This window comes from Pseudomonas sp. F220, assembly GCF_057813935.1.
Genome location: NZ_JBVASJ010000003.1, coordinates 82,145 through 102,079, shown reverse-complemented (window position 1 = coordinate 102,079; position 19,935 = coordinate 82,145). Strand labels below are relative to the sequence as shown.

The following is a 19,935-nucleotide window of genomic DNA, read 5'->3' as shown; positions in this document are numbered from 1 at the left end:
GCGAACCCGTGGAGTGAGCATGACAACAATAATATCCCCCGACTCGCGCTGGACGCGGCGGCGCAGCGAGAAGCAGCGTCGCCTCGAGCTGGTGCGGGGTCTCGCCGATGGTGTGGTGTTGCCGACCGACAAGATTGTCGCGGCGCTGGAGGCGTTGATTATGCCCGGCGACCGGGTGGTGCTTGAAGGCAACAACCAGAAGCAGGCGGACTTCCTTTCCCGCTCCCTGGTCAAGGCCGATCCCGCAAAGCTGCATGACTTGCACATGATCATGCCCAGCGTAGGTCGTTCGGAGCATCTGGATCTGTTCGAACGCGGCATCGCCCGCAAGCTGGATTTCTCCTTTGCCGGCACCCAAAGCCTGCGTATCAGCCAGTTGCTCGAAGACGGTTTGCTGGAAATCGGCGCAATTCACACTTACATCGAGCTCTATGCGCGGCTGGTAGTGGACCTGATCCCCAACGTGGTGCTCTCGGCTGGTTTTATGGCCGACCGCGCAGGCAACATTTACACCGGGCCGAGCACTGAAGACACCCCTGCATTGATCGAACCGGCAGCCTTCAGCGACGGTATTGTGATCGTCCAGGTCAACCAGCTGGTGGATGATGTCAGTGAGTTGCCGCGCGTGGATATTCCTGCCTCGTGGGTAGATTTCGTGGTGGTCGCCGACAAGCCGTTCTACATCGAACCGCTGTTCACCCGTGACCCGCGGCACATCAAACCGGTGCACGTGTTGATGGCAATGATGGCGATCCGCGGCATCTACGAGAAACACAACGTTCAATCGCTCAACCATGGCATCGGCTTCAACACGGCGGCCATCGAGCTGATCCTGCCGACCTACGGCGAGTCCCTCGGGCTCAAGGGCAAGATCTGCCGCAACTGGACCCTCAATCCCCATCCAACATTGATCCCGGCCATCGAAAGTGGCTGGGTCGAGAGCGTGCATTGTTTTGGCACTGAGCTGGGGATGGAAAACTACATCGCCGCGCGGCCAGACGTGTTCTTCACCGGACGCGACGGCTCGTTGCGGTCGAACCGGATGTTCTGCCAACTGGCCGGGCAGTATGCGGTAGACCTGTTTATCGGCGCGACCTTGCAGGTCGATGGTGATGGACACTCTTCGACAGTGACTCGCGGACGACTGGCCGGTTTCGGTGGCGCGCCGAACATGGGTCATGACCCTCGCGGTCGTCGCCACGGCACACCTGCCTGGCTGGACATGCGCCATGGCGACGCGCCGGAAGCCTTGCTCGAACGCGGCAAAAAACTCGTGGTGCAGATGGTCGAGACTTTTCAGGAGGGCGGTAAACCGACGTTCGTTGAGACCCTGGACGCGGTCGAGGTGGCGAAGAACAGCGGCATGCCGCTGGCGCCGATCATGATCTACGGCGATGACGTCACTCACCTGCTCACCGAAGAAGGCATCGCCTATCTGTACAAGGCCCGCTCCCTGGAAGAGCGTCAGGCGATGATCGCCGCAGTGGCTGGGGTAACGGTCATCGGTATGCGGCATAACCCGAAAGACACTGCCCGCATGCGCCGCGAAGGTTTGATTGCGTTGCCGGAAGACCTCGGCATCCGTCGCACCGACGCCACCCGTGAATTGCTCGCGGCGAAAAGCGTCGCCGATCTGGTTGAGTGGTCGGGTGGCTTGTACAACCCGCCCGCCAAGTTCAGGAGCTGGTAATGCACGCATTCAACCTGCAACCCAAAACCCTCTCGCTGGCCGAACGGCTGGCGGATCTGGCGGTAGACGCCTTGATCGACGAAGCCGACTTGTCGCCGAAACCGGCGCTGGTGGACCGTCGTGGCAATGGCGCCCACAGCGATTTGCACCTGGGGCTGATGCACGCTTCGGCGTTGTCGTTGTGGCCAGCGTTCAAGGAAATGGCCGAAGCGGCGCTTGAGTTTGGCGAGGTCGGCCTGCCGCTACGTGAAGCCCTCGGGCGGATTGGCCGTGAAGGTGAGCAGGTCATGCTTGCCACCACTAACGGCGTGAATACCCATCGTGGGGCGATCTGGGCTTTGGGTCTGTTGGTCGCCGCTGCCGCGTTGGAACCTGAGTCCACTGCCGAAAGCGCCGTGACCTTGCGCGCAGCAAGGCTGGCATTGCTCGACGACCGTTATGCCCCGCGCGCACTCAGCCACGGGGCGCAAGTCGCCCAACGTTACGGCGCACGCGGAGCCCGAGAAGAAGCGCAACAGGGCTTCCCCGCCGTGGTGCAACGCGCTCTGCCGCAACTCAAACGCAGCCGCGCCGATGGTCATGGTGAGCAGAACGCCCGGCTCGATGCCTTGCTGGCGATCATGACCATGTTGGCCGACACCTGCGTGCTCTATCGCGCTGGCCCGACCGGCCTGCAAGTGATGCAAAACGGCGCGCAAGCGGTGCTCGACGCCGGTGGTAGTGCAAGTCTTGGCGGGCGTCGTCGCTTGCATGAGCTGGACCAACAATTATTGGCATTGAATGCCTCGCCCGGCGGCGCTGCGGATTTGCTCGCAGCGTGCCTGTTTATCGATCGTATCTCCTCCTGTAACGGCTTCATTCAGGGAGCATTTTGATGGAAACCTTATCCTTTGAATTCCCAGCCGGGCAGCCGGCCAAGGGCCGGGCACTGGTGGGCTGTGTCGGTTCCGGTGATCTGGAAGTGCTGCTGGAACCGGGTCAGGCCGGCAAGCTGACGATCCAGGTACAGACCTCGGTCAACGGCAGCGCGCAACGTTGGCAGCACCTGTTCGAGCGGATGTTCGACGAATCGATGCCACCGGCGCTGTTGATCGATATTCATGATTTCGGTGCTACGCCGGGTGTGGTGCGTTTGCGTCTGGAGCAAGGTTTCGAGGAGATCGGCCATGACTGACAGCGCAGCCTTGCTGAAACCATACCTTGAAAGACGCAGCTTCGTCGAACTCGGTGCTCGCCAGCGGGCGAAAGCCTTGCTCGACGCCGGTAGCTTTCGCGAACTAATCGACCCGTTTCAGCGCGTCATGTCGCCCTGGCTGGCGCGCCAAGGCGTGGTCCCGCAAGCCGATGATGGCGTGGTGATCGCCAAGGGCAGCATCGGTGGTTTGCCAGTGGTGATCGCGGCCATCGAAGGAGCCTTTCAGGGCGGCAGCCTGGGCGAAGTCGGCGGAGCCAAGATCGCCGGGGCGCTGGAGCTGGCGGCCGAAGACAACCGCAAAGGCATCGCCACTCGCGCCGTATTGCTGCTGGAAACCGGCGGCGTGCGCTTGCAGGAAGCCAACCTTGGGTTGGCGGCGATTGCCGACATCCACGCAGCAATTGTCGATTTACGTCAGTACCAGCCGGTGATCGGCGTGGTGGCAGGCAGCGTCGGCTGTTTCGGCGGCATGTCGATTGCCGCCGGGTTGTGCAGTTATTTGCTGGTGACCCAGGAAGCACGCCTCGGCCTCAACGGTCCGCAGGTGATCGAGCAGGAAGCCGGGCTCGAAGAATACGACTCCCGCGACCGGCCCTTCATCTGGAGCCTGACCGGCGGCGAACAGCGTTTCGCCAGTGGTCTGGCGGACCGTTATGTGGCTGACGACGTGGCGCAGATTCAGCAGCAGGTCAGTGAACTGCTGCAACAGGGTTTACCGAGCGAACAGCGCAGCGGTCAGGCCGATCTGTTCCTGCAACGCTTGGCCCGTCTGGATGCCGAGCCGCAAATCGATCCGGCGACGGTTCGCGATCTGTATCAAGGAGAGCGCTCATGAGTACGTATTCCCTGAGAGGCTTGCAGTGGTTCCAGGCCTTGAGCGTCGGCGCTTCGCCCGTGAGTGGCTTACCCGCCTCGTTGAAAGTCGCCGATGGCCTGCTGGGCGAGCAACCGGTGCGCTTTCTCGCCGTGGTGGCGGACCCGGATAACCGCTTCGTGCGTGCCCGCAACGGTGAGGTCGGTTTGCTGGAAGGCTGGGGGTTGGCCAAAGCGGTGGATGAAGTCATTGAGGCGGATCGCAACAAGTCGCACAAACGCGCCTTGATCGCCATCGTCGATGTACCGAGTCAGGCGTATGGTCGCCGCGAGGAAGCGCTGGGCATTCATCAGGCATTGGCTGGCGCGGTGGACAGTTATGCCCGGGCGCGACTGGCCGGGCATGCGGTGATTGGTCTGTTGGTGGGCAAGGCAATGTCCGGGGCGTTTCTGGCGCATGGTTATCAGGCCAATCGGCTGATCGCCCTGCGTGACCCCGGGGTAATGGTGCATGCGATGGGCAAGGCCTCGGCAGCGCGGGTGACGTTGCGCAGCGTCGAAGAGCTCGAAGCCTTGGCTGCCAGCGTACCGCCGATGGCCTACGACATCGACAGCTTCGCCAGCCTTGGCTTGCTCTGGGAGACCCTTGAGGTCAGCCAGATCGAGCAGCCGACGACGAATGATCTGACGCGCGTGAACGGTTGTCTGGTTCAGGCGATTCGTGATGTCGAGGCCCATGGGCATGATCTGAGCAGCCGCCTGGGCGCGACCAACCGGGCCGCGTCGAGCAAGGTTCGCCACCTGTTGCGTGAGCAGTGGTGAGCGAGTTCTTGGCTCATGACCTGCTCTGGGGACTGACCCCAGAGTGCTTGCCTGCCGATGCACCTGCCTGGGTGATTGAGGTGATGAGAGAAGGTCATCCAGTGGTGGTGCGGCGCGCGCTGACCGCTGCCGACCGGATCTCGGTCGGTGTACGCGGGCGTTTGCGTGAGCAGCGTTACGCCACGTTGATGGCAGTCACTGCTGTCCAGCGGCGAGTGCGACCGGAAGAGCTTTGTCATGTGCAGACGAATCGGGATTTGCCGGCGCTGCAGGCGTTGGCTCGACTGCGTCCATTGCTCGACGCTGGAGGTTTGAGCTGGGGCGTCAGCGGCAGTGCCGGGTTCGAGTTGGCCAGCGGCGTTGAGGCGTTGCATCAACACAGCGATCTCGATCTGATTCTGCGAACCCCGCAACCGCTGGGCCGTGTTCAGGCGCTGGAATTATTAACGCTCCTGGACGCGGCCGTTTGCCCCGTGGACATGCAATTGCAGACGCCCAACGGTGCTGTCGCCTTGCGCGAATGGGCCGGTTCAGCGCAGCGCGTGTTGCTCAAAAGCGCCAGCGGTGCGCGGTTGGTGATGGACCCCTGGCAGGCATTGGAGCAGGCAGCGTGAGTAGCCTGTTGGTGTTCCCGGGCCAGGGCGCGCAGCAACCGGGCATGCTTCATCGTCTGCCGCAAGATGCGGTGATCGACGCTTGTCTGAGAGAAGCGAGTGAGGCGCTGGGCGAGGACGTTCTGCAGTTGGATTCAGCCCAGTCGTTGACGTCGACCCGTGCGGTCCAGCTCTGTCTGCTGATCGCCGGGGTCGCGGGTGCGCGTGTGCTGTTGCAGCAAGCGCCGGCGCCGGATTACGTGGCCGGACTGTCCATTGGCGCCTATCCGGCGGCGGTAATTGCCGGTGCGCTGGCTTTCAGTGATGCACTGAAACTGGTGAGTCTGCGCGGTGAGTTGATGCAGCAGGCGTATCCACAGGGCTATGGCATGACCGCGATTATCGGTCTGGATCTGGCGACGGTGGAAAGTTTGCTGGCGCAGGTTCACAGCGCGCAAACGCCAGTCTATCTGGCCAATATCAATGCCGATAACCAGGTGGTGATCGCCGGTTGCGACGCAGCGATGAGTGCCGTTGCCGGGTTGGCTCGAGGTCGTGGTGCGGGGCTGGCAAAGCGGCTGGCGGTCAGCGTGCCGTCTCATTGTCCGCTGCTGGAGCAACCGGCCGAGGTCTTGGCGCAAGCCTTTGCCCAGGTACCGGTGCAGGTTCCCGCGCTGGGCTATCTGAGCGGCAGTCGCGCCCGGCCGATTCGCACGGTCGAGCAGCTGCGCGATGACCTGGCCTTCAACATGTGCCGGGTAGTGGACTGGCGCGGCACGGTGCAAAGCGCTTACGAGCGCGGCGTGCGTCTGCACATTGAAATGCCGCCGGGTGCGGTGCTCACCGGGCTGGCGCGCCGGGTGTTCGAACAAGGCACGGCCATCGCTTTTGACGGCGCGCGTCTGGACACCTTGCAAGCGCTGTTGCGTGAGGAGGGAAGCCGCCAACCCTAGTCAGGCTTTCGAAGGACAAAAACAACAACTTCGACGATGCACTTTGAGGACAACAATAATGATTATTTACGGTGTGGCGCTGTTGGCGATCTGTACGCTGGCAGGGGTGATTCTGGGTGACATGCTCGGTGTGCTGCTGGGCGTGAAGTCGAACGTTGGCGGTGTCGGCATCGCCATGATCCTGCTGATTTGTGCGCGCTTGTGGATGCAAAAGCGCGGCGGCATGACCAAGGATTGCGAGATGGGCGTCGGCTTTTGGGGCGCCATGTACATTCCGGTGGTGGTGGCCATGGCCGCACAACAGAACGTGGTGACCGCGCTGCACGGCGGCCCGGTGGCGGTGCTGGCGGCGATGGGTTCCGTAGTGGTCTGCGGCTGCACCATTGCCTTGATCAGCCGGACTCACAAAGGCGAGCCACTGCCGGACGAACCGGTCGATATCGCGCCGCCTGCTGCTACTGTTGGGGGACGCTGATATGTGGAATCTCATTGAACAGGGCCTGGAACATAACGGTCTGGTCACGGCGTTCGCTTTCGTCGGTGTGATCATGTGGGTCTCCGTGGTGCTGTCCAAGCGATTGACCTTCGGCCGGATTCACGGCTCGGCGATTGCCATTGTGATCGGGCTGGTATTGGCCTGGGTCGGCGGCACTATTACCGGCGGGCAAAAAGGTCTGGCGGATCTGGCGCTGTTTTCCGGCATTGGTCTGATGGGCGGCGCGATGCTGCGAGACTTCGCGATTGTCGCTACGGCGTTCGAAGTGCAGGCCACCGAAGCGCGCAAGGCCGGACTGGTCGGAGCGATTGCGCTGCTGCTGGGCACGGTGCTGCCGTTTATCGTCGGGGCGAGTATTGCCTGGGTGTTCGGTTATCGCGATGCGGTCAGCATGACCACCATCGGTGCCGGTGCGGTGACTTACATCGTTGGCCCGGTCACCGGGGCGGCGATTGGTGCGAGTTCCGATGTGGTGGCATTGTCCATCGCAACCGGGCTGATCAAGGCGATCATGGTGATGGTTGGCACGCCATTGGCCGCCCGCTGGATGGGCCTCGATAACCCGCGCTCGGCAATGGTCTTCGGTGGTTTGGCCGGTACCGTCAGCGGTGTGACGGCGGGGCTGGCGGCGACAGATCGGCGACTGGTGCCCTATGGCGCGCTGACGGCGACTTTCCATACCGGGCTGGGCTGTTTGCTTGGGCCTTCGTTGTTGTATTTCATTGTTCGCGGGATTGTCGGTTAAGCCTCCGGATCGTCTCTGACTGTACCGGCGCCATCGCGAGCAGGCTCGCTCCCACATTGGAATGCAATCCCCTGTGGGAGCGAGCCTGCTCGCGATGAAGGCGACGCGGTTTCAGGCCTGGCGATTCGCATACATTCGACACTCCGCCAGCAGCGCCAACAAATTTGGATCGCGCTCCTTGGCCTTGAGAAACACCACGCCAATATGCTGTTGCAGGCGATAGCGTGCCTGCAATGGAATCAGTTTCACCCGGTTTTCATACACCGCCGCAATCCTCCCCGGCAGCAAGGCATAACCGACCCCGGAACTGACCATGCTCAGCAGGGTGAAGATGTCGTTGACCTGCATCGCCACCTTCGGCTCAAAGCCTGCCTGCTTGAACACCCGATTACCGTCCTGATGGGTGGCGAAGCCCTGGGTCAGGGTGATAAACGTTGCGTCGCGCACATCACTCAGGTCGACTTCCGCTTGCTGCGCGAACGGCGAGTCGGCCGGTGTGGCAAGAAAGATATCGTCGGAGAACAGGTGGATCTGCTCGCAGTCCGGGTCGTTGACGCTGTCGTCGAGAGACACCAGGATAGCGTCGACTTCCATGTTCTTCAGCTTGTACAGCAGGTCGATATTGGAACCGAGGATCAGGTCGATGTTGAGTTCGCTGCGGCGGATTTTCAGACCCATAATCAGCTGCGGCACGGTCTTTACTGTCAGCGAATACAACGAGCCCAATTTGAAACGCTCAGCGGAGAACCCGGCGGCTTCGCGGGTCAGTCGGACGGTTTCGACCACGTCCTGGATCAGCTTCTGCGCCCGCTCCTCCAGCACATAAGCGCTTTCCAGCGGTGTCAGGTTGCGTCCTTCATGCTTGAACAGCGGGCAACGCAGCGCGCTTTCCAGCGAATGGATGGCCCTATGTACGCTAACGTTGCTGGTCTGCAACTCAGCCGCCGCCCGCGCCAGATTGCCGGTGCGCATGAAGGCCAGGAACACCTCGAGCTTTTTCAGGGTCAACTCTTCATCAATCAGCATGGGGCGGACTCTTATTCGAATGCTCCGATTGTGCCCAACTGATCGGAGACTGGCTCGTGCTTTTGTAGGAGCTGCCGCAGGTTCGGGTCGCGTTCGGACGATCTTTTAGCGAGCTCCTTGGCACCTGAAGATCAAAAGATCGCAGCCTGCGGCAGCTCCTACGCGGGATATGGTGTTTTGAAACATTGCGCTTTTAGGCTGAAGGCCTGAGCCTTGGACGATGTTGTGTCGGTAGACGAGGTAAGTAACGCATGTATCACGGGGAAAGATTCAACGCATGGACCCACCTTGTGGGGGCGGTCGCGGCGTGTGTCGGGGCAGTCTGGTTGCTGGTGATTGCCAGTCTGGACGGCAGTCCCTGGAAGATTGTCAGCGTGGCGATTTATGGCTTCACCTTGCTGGTGCTGTACAGCGCTTCGACGGTGTATCACAGCGTACGAGGGCGCAAGAAAGAGATCATGCAAAAGGTCGATCACTTTTCGATCTACCTGCTGATCGCCGGGAGTTACACGCCGTTCTGCCTGGTCACTTTGCGTGGGCCGTGGGGCTGGACCTTGTTCGGGATTGTCTGGGGCCTGGCGATCATCGGCATCCTGCAAGAGATCAAACCGCGCTCCGAGGCACGGATTCTCTCGATCGTGATCTACGCGGTGATGGGCTGGATCGTTCTGGTGGCGGTCAAACCGTTACTGGCGGCGCTGGGCACTATTGGTTTTGCCTGGCTAGCGTCGGGCGGGGTGATGTACACCGTGGGCATCATCTTCTTCGCCCTCGACAGCCGGCTGCGCCATGCCCATGGGATCTGGCATTTGTTCGTGATTGCCGGGAGCCTGCTGCACTTCGTGGCGATTCTGTTTTACGTCTTGTGACGCCGCGATCAACCCCGATCCATCAACCGGTCCAACTGCTCCTGAGCGCGGCTGCTGAAAATCTCCAGCAGGTTGCTCAGGGTATGCGCAGGCGCTTCATCGGCGCGGGTCATGGCGTACAGGGTGATCGGCAGCGCTGGCGCCAGCGGCCGAATGGCGGTGGTGGCCGGTGAGGCGCCGAGGGCGGTGAACGGGTCGATCACTGCAAGCCCCGCGCCCGACTCGACCATCGCCCGGGCCAATGAATAGGTCTGCACAGCAATGCTGACCCGGGGCGGCGGTTCGACGGCTTTCAGGTAGCTGTCGAGTTTTGCCGATAACGGATCGGCGCTGGACAGACCAATCAACGGCGCATCGGCCAACTCCATCAGTGGCAACGGTTTACCTTTGGCGTCGTCAGGCCAATAACCCAGTGGCGCCAGCACCACTAGCACACCGTGAGCCAGCGCCTGGGCAGTCAGCCCGGGATGGTCCGGCGGCTGGAGGGTGAGGGCGACATCTATCTCGCGCATCAGCAGGTTCTGTACCAGCTCGCGGCTGTGGGCGCTGGACAGTTCGCAGACAATGTCTGGGTAACGCCGGGTCCATTCGCTGATGGTCGGCGGCAACAACGACAGGGCCAGCGCCGGTGTGGCGCCGATGCGCAGGCTTTGACCCGGTTTGCGGCGCAGGCTCTGGGCCAGGCGGCGCACGCCTTGCAGGCTTTCGGTGACCTTGTCGACCTCGCGTTCCAGCTCCAGCGCCTCGGGTGTGGCGTGCAATTTGCCGCGCACTCGCAGGAACAGCGGGAAGCCCAACTGCAGTTCGGCATGCTGTAGAACCTTGGTCACCGCCGGTTGCGAAACGTGCAGCAGTTGCGCCGCGCCACTGACCGAGCCGGTCTGACGGATGGCCTGGAATATCTCTATGTGTCGCAGTCGCATGGCAAGTCCATAACCTTTGTTTATGGTCGCTGCATCTTTATTCATTGTTCCGCGCCTGTCACCTGGTCCTAATCTCAAGCTCGTTTCAATCACGGCTAAGGACTGACATGGCTCAGCGGGTTTGTATCATTGGTGGTGGCGTGATCGGGCTGGCAACCGCCTACGCGCTGGTTCGCGACGGTGTTGACGTCACCCTGGTCGAGGCTCGTGACTCGCTGGGCAGCGAAACCAGTTTCGCCAATGGCGGCCAACTCTCTTATCGCTACGTCGCACCGCTGGCGGATGCCGGCGTGCCGTTGCAGGCGATCGGCTGGATGCTGCGCAGTGATTCGCCGTTGAAGCTGCGCCCGCGTTTTGACCTGGCACAGTGGCGCTGGATGGCAGCGTTCCTGGGTGCATGCCGTACTTCAGTGAACCGCAAGAACGCCGGTCATCTGTTGCGTCTGGCGTTGTTGAGCCAGGCGACGCTGCAACGCTGGCGGGACGAGGATCGTCTCGACGGTTTCAACTGGCGGCGCAATGGCAAACTGGTGGCCTTTCGCGAGTCGGGCAGTTTTGCCCACGCACGGCAACATCTCGCTGATGCCGGTCACCAACACGTACTGTCCCTGGCCGACTGCGCACAACTTGAGCCGGCGATGAGCGGAGCACCCTTTGTCGGCGCGATTTATACCCCCGACGAAGAGGTCGGTGACTGCCATGCCTTTTGCCAGCAACTGGCCGCAAGGCTGAAAGCTTCGGGCCGCTGCGAGTTTCTGCTGGGCCGTTCGGTGACGGGCATTCGTCATGCGCACGGCGCGGTGCAGGCCATCGAGCTCGATCATGAAGTGCTGCCGGTCGAGCAACTGGTGATTGCCGCCGGTCATCGTAGCCCGGCGCTGGCGCTGCCCGGTGTGCATATGCCGCTTTATCCCCTGAAGGGTTACAGCCTCACCGTGCCGATTGGCGCGCGGCATCACGCGCCGGACGTCAGCATCACCGATTACGACCGCAAGATCGTTTACGCGCGCATCGGCCAGCAATTGCGGATAGCGGCGATGGTAGACATCGTCGGCTTCGATCCGGCCCTTGAGCCAAAACGGTTGGCGTTGATGAAACGCCAGGCCTACGGGACCTTCCCGAATGCCGGGGACTATGACGCTGCCATCGAATGGGCCGGTATGCGTCCGGCCACACCCAATGGTGTGCCGCTGATCGGTGGCAGCGGCTATCGTAATCTTTGGCTCAACCTCGGCCATGGCGCCCTGGGCTTCACACTGGCCTGTGGCAGCGGTCAGCTGCTCAGCGAGTTGATTGGCCAGCGCAGCACCTCGATCGATATGCAGGGCCTCGCGCCCCATACCGCCAGACACCTCATCCACTAGAAGCACTAGAAGGAAAAACTCCATGACCATCAGTCGAATCAACAGCAACAACCGACTCTCCGCTGTCGTGACCTTCGGGGACCTGGTATTTCTTTCCGGCCAGGTGCCGGGCGCCAGTACCGAAGTGAGCGGCCAGACCCGCGAGGTGCTGGACAAGATCGACGCCTTGCTGGCCGAGGCGGGCAGCGACAAGGACCATCTGCTCAACGCGACCATTTACCTGAAGAATATTCAGAACGATTTCACCGCTATGAATGAGGTTTGGTCGGCCTGGTTATCGCCAGGTCAGGCGCCGACTCGCACGACCCTGCAAGCCGAACTGGCGCGGCCTGAAATCCTGGTAGAAATCACCGTCATCGCAGCTCGCCGCTAATCCCCACACCTGGAGTTCCCAATGACCAGTGTGAAGTAACCTAAAAGATCGCAGCCCGCGGCAGCGCCTACGCCGACCGGATCAACCCGATGGCAAGTGGACCCAAATCCGGAGCTGCCGCAGGCTGCGATCTTTTTCCAGTCGCTGAAAATCAACAACAGTGCGGTTAAAAATCACCCCACAACTGCTGTGCAACCGCTAACGCCACCACCGGCGCGGTCTCGGTCCGCAACACTCGCGGGCCGAGGCGGGCGGAGTGGAAGCCAGCACCTTGAGCCTGATCGACCTCAGCGTCGGACAACCCACCCTCCGGGCCAATCAAGAATGCCAGCGTCGCCGGTTTGGTATGGCTGACCAGCGGTTCGGCCACCGGGTGCAGCACCAGCTTCAACTCGGCTTCAGTCTGTTTCAGCCAATCAGCCAATAGCAGCGGCGGATGAATCAACGGCACCTGCGAACGCCCGCATTGCTCGCACGCGCTGATGGCGACCTGCCGCCAGTGCATCAGGCGCTTGTCGGCGCGTTCGTCCTTGAGGCGAACTTCGCAGCGGTCGCTGAAGATCGGGGTGATCTCGGTGACGCCCAGCTCGGTGGCTTTCTGAATCGCCCAATCCATCCGCTCGCCACGGGACAGGCCCTGGCCCAGATGAATCTGCAGCGGCGATTCGATCTGCCCGGCAAAGTGCTCATCCAATTGAACCAAGACGCGCTTCTTGCCGACTTCCAGCAGCGTGCCGCGAAACTCAAACCCTGAACCGTCGAACACCTGCAGCGCATCGCCCTCGGCCATGCGCAGCACGCGGCTGATGTAATGCGCCTGGGCCTCCGGCAGTTCGTGTTCGCCGAGGCTCAAAGGGGTGTCGATAAAGAAACGGGACAGTCTCATCTTGGATCTCTGTTGAAAATCGAATGTGTGGCGAATGACTTTGATTTGGCACTGACCTGTGGCGAGGGACCCTAGCCCGGATCACGAAAATCCGGATGGAAATTCGCCGGCACTGCCACGCTGATGTCACTGCGAGTAGCGATATCAATCCCTTCACTGGCCACTTCGGCAAGGAAGTCGATCTGCTCCGGGGTGATGACATACGGCGGCAGGAAATACACCACGCTGCCCAGCGGCCGGAGCAAGGCGCCGCGCTCCAGTGCATGCTGGAACACCTTGAGCCCGCGACGTTCCTGCCACGGATAGGCCGTCTTGCTGGCTTTGTCCTGAACCATCTCGATGGCCAGCACCATGCCGGTCTGACGTACTTCCGACACATGCGGGTGATCGACCAGGTGCGCGGTCGAGCTGGCCATGCGCTGGGCGAGGGCCTTGTTGTTCTCGATCACATTGTCCTGTTCGAAGATATCCAGGGTCGCCAGTGCCGCCGCACAGGCCAGCGGATTGCCGGTGTAGCTGTGGGAATGCAGGAACGCGCGCAGGGTTGGATAGTCGTCGTAGAAGGCGCTGTAGACATCATCGGTGGTTATGCACGCGGCCAACGGCAGATAGCCGCCGGTCAGGGCTTTGGACAGGCAGAGGAAGTCTGGGCGGATGCCAGCCTGTTCACAGGCAAACATCGTCCCGGTACGGCCGAAGCCAACAGCGATTTCGTCATGGATCAGGTGCACGCCGTAGCGGTCGCAAGCTGCGCGAAGCAGTTGCAGGTACACCGGGTGATACATGCGCATGCCGCCGGCGCCCTGGATCAGTGGCTCGACGATCACCGCCGCAACGCTGTCATGGTTCTCGGCGAGGGTCTGTTCCATGGCGGCGAACATGTTGCGCGAGTGTTCTTCCCAGCTCATGCCTTCCGGGCGCAGGTAGCAGTCCGGGCTCGGCACTTTGATGGTATCGAGCAGTAACGCCTTGTAGGTCTCGGTGAACAACGGCACATCGCCGACCGACATCGCGGCCATGGTTTCGCCGTGGTAGCTATTGGTCAGAGTGACAAAGCGCTTCTTGTTCGGCTGGCCGCGGTTGAGCCAGTAGTGAAAACTCATTTTCAGCGCGACTTCGATGCAGGACGAACCGTTATCGGCGTAGAAGCACCGGGTCAGGCCTTCCGGGGTCATCTTTATCAGGCGTTCGGACAGCTCGATCACAGGCTGATGGCTGAACCCGGCCAGAATCACGTGCTCAAGCTGATCGACCTGATCCTTGATGCGCTGATTGATCCGTGGGTTGGCGTGACCGAACACGTTGACCCACCAGGAACTGACCGCATCGAGGTAGCGTTTGCCTTCGAAGTCTTCCAGCCAGACGCCTTCACCACACTTGATCGGGATCAGCGGCAGTTGTTCGTGGTCTTTCATCTGGGTGCAGGGATGCCACAAAACCGCGAGATCGCGTTGCATCCACTGATTATTCAGGCCCATTTTCACTCTCCTCGAGGCGGTCTGCGACATGCGCTGACATACAATCGCGCAAGCCTATGCAATGCATCGCTCGGGGACAACCCATTGTGTTGTTTCAACTACCATGAGCGGAGCGATAGACGTTGCTGACGGGTCCCTAACACCCCCGTCACCACAGAATCGCGCCCGATGCGCCCCATCCCATATTTGTCGTTAATCTTTCCTTAACCAACTCGTTTCAGACTCTTGATCGTATTTCTCGATATTTCAAAGCGAATTTTTGCGCTTTAATTCGATAGGTAAGTCGTTAGTCTTGGGCGCAGTTCTTACAGGATTTAGGCAATGCAGCTACGTAACTCTTCCTCCCGCTACGGCTGGGTCAGCATTTTTCTGCACTGGGGCGTGGCGCTGGCAGTCTTCGGCCTGTTTGCCTTGGGCTTGTGGATGGTCGGTCTCGACTACTACAGCGCCTGGCGTAAAGAAGCGCCGGACCTGCACAAAAGCATTGGCCTGACGCTGTTTGCGATCATGTTGCTGCGGGTGTTGTGGCGCTTTATCAGCCCGCCGCCAGCCTTGACCAGCTACAGTCGCATGACTCGCCTGGGCGCCACGCTGGGCCATGGGTTTCTGTATCTCAGCCTGTTCGCTGTAATGATTGCCGGTTACCTGATTTCCACCGCAGACGGTGTCGGGATTCCGGTGTTTGGTCTGTTTGAAATCCCTGCGCTGATTTCCGGTCTACCGGACCAGGCAGACATAGCCGGTGCGATTCATCTGTATCTGGCCTGGGCACTGGTAATTTTTTCCGGTCTCCATGCGTTGGCAGCACTGAAGCACCACTTTATCGACCGTGATGCGACCCTGACACGAATGCTGGGACGCAAAGCCTGATGTTCAACCTCGACTCCAAGGAATAGAAAGCATGTTGAAAAAGACTCTCGCCGCTCTGGCAATCGGTACTGCTCTGTTGTCGGCAGGGCAAGCGATGGCCGCGGAATACACAATCGACAAGGAAGGCAATCACGCCTTCGTTGACTTCAAGATCAGCCACCTGGGTTACAGCTTCATCCACGGTACTTTCAAGGACTGGGATGGCAAGTTCAACTTCGACGCCAAGGCTCCAGAAGCCAGCAAAATCGACGTTGTCCTGAAAACTGCCAGCGTTGATACCAACCACGCTGAACGTGACAAGCACATCCGTACGCCTGACTTCCTTGATGCTGCAAAATTCCCGGAAGCGAAATTCGTCTCCACGAGTGTTAAATCCACTGGCGAGAAAACTGCTGACGTGGCCGGCGACCTGACCCTGCACGGTGTGACCAAGCCAGTAGTGTTCAAGGCTACCTTCAATGGCGAAGGCAAGGATCCATGGGGCGGCTACCGTGCCGGCTTCAACGGTACGACTACTTTGCAGCTGAGCGAGTTCGGAATCAAAGGCCCAGGTCCTACCTCCCAGACCCTGGACCTGGACATCTCGTTTGAAGGTGTTCAAGCGAAATAACTTTCGCTGCTGACACAAAAACGCCCCCGATCTCGCGATCGGGGGCGTTTTTTTTGTGCCGGACAAAACCTTCCCTTGCGACGAAAATCGGGTGTGGGAGCGGGCTTGCTCGCGAATGCGGTTAATCATTCAACATTGATGTTGGCTGACACACCGCTTTCGCGAGCAAGCCCGCTCCCACAAAGGGGCGTTTTTGTTAGCGGGAGAAATCAGCGATTGCGGGTGAGCAAGGCTGGTTTCTCGCCACGTGGGCGGCTTGTTGGCAGTTGATCGAGTTGCTCAGGTGTCGGGAAGCGATCGCTTTTCGACTCCTTGTGCATGATCTTCGGCTGGTTTTCGCGTGGGCCTTGAACGGCTGGTTCCTGGCGTGGTTGCTGATCGTCGCGTGCCGGGCGACGGTTGCGCGGCTCTTCGCGACGGGCCTGACCGTCACGTGGAGCACCGTTACGCGGGCCGTTGCGCTTGGCTGGCGGAGTACCAGTGCTGGTACCGCTGCCATTGCGTGGGGCGCTTGGGCGACCCGGGCCACCGCTGCGTGGTGCAGATGTGCCGGCCGGAGTGCCGCTGCCCTGAGCCGGAGCGCCCGGACGGCGACCGCGGCCCTGAGGTGCTTTCTGCTGCGGGACGTAATCGGCGCGGTTACCGAAGTTATCGACGTCGTCGTCCAGAAACTCGTCCGGTGCACGATCAGCAGCGGCGCGCGGAGCAGGCTGACGCTGTTCACGGACCGGAGTGCCTTCGCGCGGTTTGTGCTCGCGAGCAGGGCGGTCGGAGCGGGCTGCGGCCGGCTTGTCTTTGCCGCCCTTGTCCTTGCCTTTGTCTTTGCGACCACCGCCACCACCGCTGCCGTCCGGGCCATCGCCACGTGGACCGCGCGGAGTATTGCGTGGGTTACGCACATCCGGACGCTCACGTACTTCTGGTTTCTCGGCTTCTACAGTGCTGGAGTCAAAACCCATCAGATTGCCATCGGCAATTTTCTGTTTGGTCATGCGCTCGATGCTTTTCAGCAGTTTTTCTTCGTCCGGAGCCACCAGCGAGATCGCCTCGCCCGAACGACCGGCACGGCCAGTACGGCCGATCCGGTGAACGTAGTCTTCGTCGACGTTTGGCAGTTCGAAGTTGACCACGTGTGGCAGTTGGTCGATATCCAGGCCGCGAGCGGCGATATCGGTGGCGACCAAAATCCGCACTTCACCGGCCTTGAAATCGGCCAGGGCTTTGGTGCGGGCGTTCTGGCTCTTGTTACCGTGGATGGCGACGGCGGTGAGACCGTGTTTGTCCAGGTACTCGGCCAGGCGGTTGGCGCCGTGCTTGGTACGGGTGAAGACCAGAACCTGTTCCCAGGCGCCGGCAGTAATCAGGTGGGCCAGCAGCGAACGCTTGTGGCTGGCAGCCAGACGGAATACCCGTTGCTCGATACGCTCGACCGTGGTGTTCGGTGGAGTGACTTCGATGCGCTCCGGGTTGTGCAACAACTTCCCGGCCAAGGCTGTGATGTCGTTGGAGAAGGTCGCGGAGAACAGCAGGTTCTGACGCTTGGCTGGCAGACGGGCCAGGACCTTTTTCACGTCATGGACGAAGCCCATGTCGAGCATCCGGTCGGCTTCGTCCAGCACGAGGATCTCCACGTGGGACAAATCGACGCTGCCTTGGCCGGCGAGGTCGAGCAAGCGGCCAGGGCAGGCCACCAGCACGTCAACACCACGGGCCATGGCCTGAACTTGCGGGTTCATGCCGACGCCGCCGAAGATGCAGGCGCTGACGAATTTCAACTCGCGGGCATAGACCTTGAAGCTCTCGTGCACTTGAGCTGCGAGTTCGCGGGTCGGGGTCAGGACCAGTACGCGCGGTTGGCGCGGGCCGTGACGCTGGGATTTGTCCGGGTGACCATTGGGGAACAACCGCTCCAGAATCGGAAGGGCGAAGCCGCCGGTTTTACCAGTACCTGTCTGTGCCGCGACCATCAAATCGCGACCTTGCAACACGGCGGGAATGGCCCGCTGTTGCACCGGAGTAGGCTCGGTATAGCCCGCTGCCTCGATGGCACGGACTAAAGCCTCGGAGAGACCGAGGGAAGCAAAGGACATGAGTAATCCTGTTTTAGTTAGGGCTTGGCCCAAAGGGATAGTCTTGCCAGGCGCGAATGGCGTTTAAGAGGACGCAATCCCGTCCGGTCCTGCTTGGGTCTTGAAGGCTCATCTGCAAGTGCTCGCGCGGGCCTGGGGCTGCGCTGTAGCGGTGTTGAGATGCCTTTTACAAGACCAAGCGTCCGGGCGTGAGCCTGGCGGGAAGGCCGGAGTATAACAGAGCAATCAGCGCGCGCTGCTTTCCTGCTGCTCAACGGTTTTTTCCGGGTTGTCTGACGGTGTCGCTTGGTGGGCTGTGGTGGTCCCGTTGCCGGCATACCGGGCGCTGAGCGCGGCGTACGTCGGTTCACGCTTGAAGCGCTTGAGTTCGGCACTGAAGCGCTGCACCAGCAAGTCCATACCAACGTTGCGCCTTAGTGCCAGATATTGGCTATTGCTGCTGATCACCGTAGGGTTTTCGCTGATCTGGTCGCGTAAATGCAATTCATCGAGCAAGTGCTGACCAACCCGGCGATCAGTGATCAACAGGTCGATGCGACCGCGCACCAGTTTGCCGAAGTTGGCTTCGTGGCTAGGCGCCGGTTCGTGCTTGAACAGCGTCGACTCGCTGAACTCCTGGCTGTACAGGTAGCCCGGCGATGTCCCGATGGTCAGGCCGCGCAGGTCGTCGAGGGTGAGAAAGGGGTGAGGGCGGTCATTGGCATAGAACAGCACGAACTCCACTTGCGACAGCGGTTCACTGGGATAAAGCAGTGTGCTGTCACGTGCGTCGCTGTGAAAAATATCCAGTGCGCCATCGGCCTGACCTTGTTCCAGCATGGCCAGACAACGCTTCCAGGGCAGGAACTGCCACTCCACTTCGATTCCCAGACGCTGGAAGACGATGGCCGTGGCTTCGTAGTCCAGACCACGATACTGACCGTTTTCCTCGTACACATAGGGAGCCCATGGCTCGGTGACAATGCGCAGCTTCTCGCCCCGGGCGGCAAAGCTCAGGCAAGTAAAAAGGAGGACTGTCAGCAATTGGGCAATGACGGGCATTGCTTGAGATTACGACGAGATTTGAGCAATAGCCAGAAACGGGTGTTGGAAGTGGGAGCTCTAGCACAAGGGATTTGGGCGTGATCCAAGAATCAAAAGATCGCAGCCTGCGATCCCTTGATCTTGCTTGCAGCTGTTTTAACGTGGCAGTTTCAGGTTGTTCCACACGGCCAGGCTAGGTTCGGCCTGATTCAGGGTATAGAAGTGCAGCCCTGGTGCGCCGCCTTGGAGTAAACGTTCGCACATTTGGGTGATGACCTGCTCACCGAATGCCTGAATGCTTTGGGTGTCATCACCGTAGGCTTCCAGTTGCTTGCGGATCCAGCGCGGGATTTCCGCACCGCAGGCGTCGGAGAACCGAGCCAGCTTGCTGTAGTTGGTGATCGGCATGATGCCCGGCACAATCGGGATGTTCACGCCCATCTGCCGCACGCGCTCGACGAAGTAGAAGTAGCTGTCGGCGTTGAAGAAGTACTGGGTGATCGCACTGTCGGCGCCAGCGTTGGCCTTGCGCACGAAGTTGGTCAGATCGTCTTCGAAATTGCGCGCTTGCGGGTGCATTTCCGGGTAAGCAGCGACTTCGATGTGGAAGTGGTTGCCGGTTTCTTCACGAATGAAGCTCACCAGGTCATTGGCGTGGCGCAGTTCACCGCTGGCCATGCCCATACCCGAAGGCAGGTCGCCGCGCAGGGCGACGATACGGGTGATGCCCGCATTCTTGTACTGGCTCAGCAGGCTGCGCAGGTCGTCCTTGCTGTCGCCGACGCACGACAAGTGCGGTGCAGCAGCGACTTTGACTTCGCTTTCGAGCTGCAGCACGGTGTTGAGCGTGCGATCACGGGTGGAGCCACCGGCACCGTAGGTGCAGGAGAAGAAGTCGGGGTTGTAACTGGCCAGCTGACGAGCAGTGGCGAGGAGCTTTTCATGCCCAGCATCGGTCTTGGTCGGGAAAAACTCGAAGCTGTAGCGACGGTCTTGGGACATGGTCGTATCCTTGGAAGCGCATAGGCCTTGCAGGTGCCGCGCTTACTGTAGGAGCTGAGCTTGCTCGCGATGCCGGCAGCGCGGTATTTCAGAAACACCGCGGTGATGCTATCG

21 protein-coding genes are annotated in these 19,935 nt (G+C 60.6%); 14 read left to right on the top strand and 7 right to left on the bottom strand.

Annotated elements, in window-relative coordinates:
- The first annotated feature begins 19 nt into the window (after positions 1-19).
- The 9 genes from mdcA to madM are packed head-to-tail and all read left to right on the top strand — an operon-like array spanning position 20 to position 7,307.
- A complete protein-coding gene (gene mdcA, locus ACZYSM_RS04000; protein WP_489069086.1) occupies positions 20-1,690 on the top strand; it encodes a malonate decarboxylase subunit alpha in 1,671 nt (556 codons plus the stop codon).
- Positions 1,690-2,565, top strand: a complete 876-nt coding sequence (locus ACZYSM_RS03995; protein WP_489069084.1) for a triphosphoribosyl-dephospho-CoA synthase — start codon at positions 1,690-1,692, stop codon at positions 2,563-2,565. Before mdcA ends, ACZYSM_RS03995 begins: the two co-directional genes overlap by 1 nt.
- On the top strand, positions 2,565-2,864 hold the full coding sequence (locus ACZYSM_RS03990; protein ID WP_489069082.1) for a malonate decarboxylase subunit delta: 300 nt from the start codon (positions 2,565-2,567) through the stop codon (positions 2,862-2,864). The genes ACZYSM_RS03995 and ACZYSM_RS03990 overlap by 1 nt, the downstream gene beginning before the upstream one ends.
- The gene (locus tag ACZYSM_RS03985) at positions 2,857-3,720 is read left to right on the top strand and encodes a biotin-independent malonate decarboxylase subunit beta (protein WP_489069080.1); all 864 of its coding nucleotides are present in this window, start codon (positions 2,857-2,859) and stop codon (positions 3,718-3,720) included. Before ACZYSM_RS03990 ends, ACZYSM_RS03985 begins: the two co-directional genes overlap by 8 nt.
- Entirely contained in the window at positions 3,717-4,520 is an 804-nt protein-coding gene (gene mdcE / locus ACZYSM_RS03980; protein ID WP_489069078.1) for a biotin-independent malonate decarboxylase subunit gamma, read from the top strand. Before ACZYSM_RS03985 ends, mdcE begins: the two co-directional genes overlap by 4 nt.
- Positions 4,517-5,134 carry a malonate decarboxylase holo-ACP synthase gene (locus ACZYSM_RS03975; RefSeq protein WP_489069076.1) on the top strand — a complete coding sequence of 206 codons (618 nt, stop codon included), beginning with the start codon at positions 4,517-4,519 and terminating at the stop codon, positions 5,132-5,134. The genes mdcE and ACZYSM_RS03975 overlap by 4 nt, the downstream gene beginning before the upstream one ends.
- Positions 5,131-6,066 (top strand): malonate decarboxylase subunit epsilon, encoded by a 936-nt coding sequence (gene mdcH, locus ACZYSM_RS03970; RefSeq protein ID WP_489069074.1) that lies wholly within the window; start codon positions 5,131-5,133, stop codon positions 6,064-6,066. The genes ACZYSM_RS03975 and mdcH overlap by 4 nt, the downstream gene beginning before the upstream one ends.
- Before the next feature lie 58 nt (positions 6,067-6,124).
- Positions 6,125-6,541 carry a malonate transporter subunit MadL gene (gene madL / locus ACZYSM_RS03965; protein ID WP_489069072.1) on the top strand — a complete coding sequence of 139 codons (417 nt, stop codon included), beginning with the start codon at positions 6,125-6,127 and terminating at the stop codon, positions 6,539-6,541.
- Position 6,542: 1 nt separating this feature from the next.
- Complete coding sequence (gene madM / locus ACZYSM_RS03960) at positions 6,543-7,307, top strand: malonate transporter subunit MadM (protein ID WP_489069070.1); 765 nt, start codon at positions 6,543-6,545, stop codon at positions 7,305-7,307.
- A gap of 111 nt (positions 7,308-7,418) precedes the next feature.
- On the opposite strand, the gene ACZYSM_RS03955 is transcribed toward madM, so the two are convergent.
- Positions 7,419-8,333, bottom strand: coding sequence for a LysR family transcriptional regulator (locus ACZYSM_RS03955; protein ID WP_489069068.1), 915 nt, complete (start codon positions 8,331-8,333; stop codon positions 7,419-7,421).
- Between the two features lie 251 nt (positions 8,334-8,584).
- Between ACZYSM_RS03955 and trhA the strand changes: the two genes are divergently transcribed.
- Positions 8,585-9,202, top strand: coding sequence for a PAQR family membrane homeostasis protein TrhA (gene trhA / locus ACZYSM_RS03950; RefSeq protein WP_489069066.1), 618 nt, complete (start codon positions 8,585-8,587; stop codon positions 9,200-9,202).
- An 8-nt stretch (positions 9,203-9,210) separates the two neighbouring features.
- Here trhA and ACZYSM_RS03945 read toward each other — a convergent pair whose 3' ends face one another.
- On the bottom strand, positions 9,211-10,125 hold the full coding sequence (locus ACZYSM_RS03945; RefSeq protein WP_489069064.1) for a LysR family transcriptional regulator: 915 nt from the start codon (positions 10,123-10,125) through the stop codon (positions 9,211-9,213).
- A 107-nt stretch (positions 10,126-10,232) separates the two neighbouring features.
- Here ACZYSM_RS03945 and ACZYSM_RS03940 point away from each other — a divergent pair, with 107 nt between their 5' ends.
- Together ACZYSM_RS03940 and ACZYSM_RS03935 are read left to right on the top strand one after the other, a co-directional pair.
- Entirely contained in the window at positions 10,233-11,489 is a 1,257-nt protein-coding gene (locus ACZYSM_RS03940) for a D-amino acid dehydrogenase (protein WP_489069062.1), read from the top strand.
- 22 nt (positions 11,490-11,511) lie between these two features.
- Positions 11,512-11,862 carry a RidA family protein gene (locus ACZYSM_RS03935; RefSeq protein ID WP_489069060.1) on the top strand — a complete coding sequence of 117 codons (351 nt, stop codon included), beginning with the start codon at positions 11,512-11,514 and terminating at the stop codon, positions 11,860-11,862.
- 166 nt (positions 11,863-12,028) lie between these two features.
- Here the strand turns inward: ACZYSM_RS03935 and ACZYSM_RS03930 are convergent, their stop codons facing one another.
- Positions 12,029-12,748, bottom strand: a complete 720-nt coding sequence (locus ACZYSM_RS03930) for a 16S rRNA (uracil(1498)-N(3))-methyltransferase (protein ID WP_489069058.1) — start codon at positions 12,746-12,748, stop codon at positions 12,029-12,031.
- Between the two features lie 71 nt (positions 12,749-12,819).
- On the bottom strand, positions 12,820-14,226 hold the full coding sequence (locus ACZYSM_RS03925) for an adenosylmethionine--8-amino-7-oxononanoate transaminase (protein WP_489069056.1): 1,407 nt from the start codon (positions 14,224-14,226) through the stop codon (positions 12,820-12,822).
- Between the two features lie 321 nt (positions 14,227-14,547).
- On the opposite strand from ACZYSM_RS03925, the gene ACZYSM_RS03920 reads away from it, so the two are divergent.
- Together ACZYSM_RS03920 and ACZYSM_RS03915 are read left to right on the top strand one after the other, a co-directional pair.
- A complete protein-coding gene (locus ACZYSM_RS03920; protein ID WP_489069054.1) occupies positions 14,548-15,096 on the top strand; it encodes a cytochrome b in 549 nt (182 codons plus the stop codon).
- A gap of 31 nt (positions 15,097-15,127) precedes the next feature.
- Positions 15,128-15,706: a YceI family protein gene (locus ACZYSM_RS03915; RefSeq protein ID WP_489069052.1), complete on the top strand. Its 579-nt coding sequence runs from the start codon at positions 15,128-15,130 to the stop codon at positions 15,704-15,706.
- A 209-nt stretch (positions 15,707-15,915) separates the two neighbouring features.
- On the opposite strand, the gene rhlE2 is transcribed toward ACZYSM_RS03915, so the two are convergent.
- The 3 genes from rhlE2 to metF all read right to left on the bottom strand — a co-directional run bounded on the left by rhlE2 (position 15,916) and on the right by metF (position 19,821).
- A complete protein-coding gene (rhlE2, locus tag ACZYSM_RS03910; protein ID WP_489069050.1) occupies positions 15,916-17,796 on the bottom strand; it encodes an RNA helicase RhlE2 in 1,881 nt (626 codons plus the stop codon).
- Between the two features lie 225 nt (positions 17,797-18,021).
- Positions 18,022-18,837: a substrate-binding periplasmic protein gene (locus ACZYSM_RS03905; protein ID WP_489069048.1), complete on the bottom strand. Its 816-nt coding sequence runs from the start codon at positions 18,835-18,837 to the stop codon at positions 18,022-18,024.
- Between the two features lie 138 nt (positions 18,838-18,975).
- Positions 18,976-19,821, bottom strand: a complete 846-nt coding sequence (gene metF / locus ACZYSM_RS03900; protein WP_489069046.1) for a methylenetetrahydrofolate reductase [NAD(P)H] — start codon at positions 19,819-19,821, stop codon at positions 18,976-18,978.
- Positions 19,822-19,935: the final 114 nt, after the last annotated feature.

Coding starts and splice junctions, on each gene's coding strand:
- mdcA (WP_489069086.1), top strand. CDS start 20: ATGACAACAATAATATCCCCCGACTCGCGCTGGACGCGGCGGCGCAGC.
- ACZYSM_RS03995 (WP_489069084.1), top strand. CDS start 1,690: ATGCACGCATTCAACCTGCAACCCAAAACCCTCTCGCTGGCCGAACGG.
- ACZYSM_RS03990 (WP_489069082.1), top strand. CDS start 2,565: ATGGAAACCTTATCCTTTGAATTCCCAGCCGGGCAGCCGGCCAAGGGC.
- ACZYSM_RS03985 (WP_489069080.1), top strand. CDS start 2,857: ATGACTGACAGCGCAGCCTTGCTGAAACCATACCTTGAAAGACGCAGC.
- mdcE (WP_489069078.1), top strand. CDS start 3,717: ATGAGTACGTATTCCCTGAGAGGCTTGCAGTGGTTCCAGGCCTTGAGC.
- madL (WP_489069072.1), top strand. CDS start 6,125: ATGATTATTTACGGTGTGGCGCTGTTGGCGATCTGTACGCTGGCAGGG.
- madM (WP_489069070.1), top strand. CDS start 6,543: ATGTGGAATCTCATTGAACAGGGCCTGGAACATAACGGTCTGGTCACG.
- ACZYSM_RS03955 (WP_489069068.1), bottom strand. CDS start 8,333: ATGCTGATTGATGAAGAGTTGACCCTGAAAAAGCTCGAGGTGTTCCTG.
- trhA (WP_489069066.1), top strand. CDS start 8,585: ATGTATCACGGGGAAAGATTCAACGCATGGACCCACCTTGTGGGGGCG.
- ACZYSM_RS03945 (WP_489069064.1), bottom strand. CDS start 10,125: ATGCGACTGCGACACATAGAGATATTCCAGGCCATCCGTCAGACCGGC.
- ACZYSM_RS03940 (WP_489069062.1), top strand. CDS start 10,233: ATGGCTCAGCGGGTTTGTATCATTGGTGGTGGCGTGATCGGGCTGGCA.
- ACZYSM_RS03935 (WP_489069060.1), top strand. CDS start 11,512: ATGACCATCAGTCGAATCAACAGCAACAACCGACTCTCCGCTGTCGTG.
- ACZYSM_RS03930 (WP_489069058.1), bottom strand. CDS start 12,748: ATGAGACTGTCCCGTTTCTTTATCGACACCCCTTTGAGCCTCGGCGAA.
- ACZYSM_RS03925 (WP_489069056.1), bottom strand. CDS start 14,226: ATGGGCCTGAATAATCAGTGGATGCAACGCGATCTCGCGGTTTTGTGG.
- ACZYSM_RS03920 (WP_489069054.1), top strand. CDS start 14,548: ATGCAGCTACGTAACTCTTCCTCCCGCTACGGCTGGGTCAGCATTTTT.
- ACZYSM_RS03915 (WP_489069052.1), top strand. CDS start 15,128: ATGTTGAAAAAGACTCTCGCCGCTCTGGCAATCGGTACTGCTCTGTTG.
- rhlE2 (WP_489069050.1), bottom strand. CDS start 17,796: ATGTCCTTTGCTTCCCTCGGTCTCTCCGAGGCTTTAGTCCGTGCCATC.
- ACZYSM_RS03905 (WP_489069048.1), bottom strand. CDS start 18,837: ATGCCCGTCATTGCCCAATTGCTGACAGTCCTCCTTTTTACTTGCCTG.
- metF (WP_489069046.1), bottom strand. CDS start 19,821: ATGTCCCAAGACCGTCGCTACAGCTTCGAGTTTTTCCCGACCAAGACC.